This is a genomic window from Leptospira jelokensis (assembly GCF_004769635.1).
In the GTDB taxonomy this organism is placed as follows: domain Bacteria; phylum Spirochaetota; class Leptospiria; order Leptospirales; family Leptospiraceae; genus Leptospira_A; species Leptospira_A jelokensis.
In genome coordinates, this window is sequence record NZ_RQGH01000022.1 from 1 (window position 1) to 450 (window position 450).

General features: G+C 38.4%; 1 protein-coding gene. It reads right to left on the bottom strand.

All coding sequences use genetic code 11. From position 1 onward, the window contains the following. A partial coding sequence (locus EHQ62_RS08465) for a helix-turn-helix domain-containing protein (protein WP_135641851.1) occupies positions 1-350 on the bottom strand: 350 nt, incomplete at its 3' end. Positions 351-450 lie beyond the last annotated feature (100 nt).

The following is a 450-nucleotide window of genomic DNA, read 5'->3' on the forward strand; positions in this document are numbered from 1 at the left end:
TTCTTAAGAATGCGTTCGATAGTAGATCTGTTAGGGGCTTTTCTGTCCGGAAAAGTTTTCTTGTAAGTATCTAAGATTTTTTTAGCCCCCCAAAACTTTCTATGATTTTTGATATTGATAATCTCAAGAATGGTATCTTCAGCGATCTTAGCTGGAGAATTCTTAGGAGATTTCTTCTTATCGAGAAGTCCCTCTCTTCCTTCTCTAATGAACCTATCTTTCCACTTATATCCACACTTAGTAGAAATACCATACTGAGCGCAAAGCTGAGTAAAATTGACGCCAATCTGGAAGCTATCCAGAACAAATTGAAATCTTAAATCCACGGTATTAAACTCCTTCCAAGGCATCCCTAAAGCCCTCCTGTAAAGGTGATCTAAAGGGACTAGAAACCAGAAAGTGTTACCTATGTCTTGCTACAAAAGTGTTACCCATGTCCTGAGGCATACA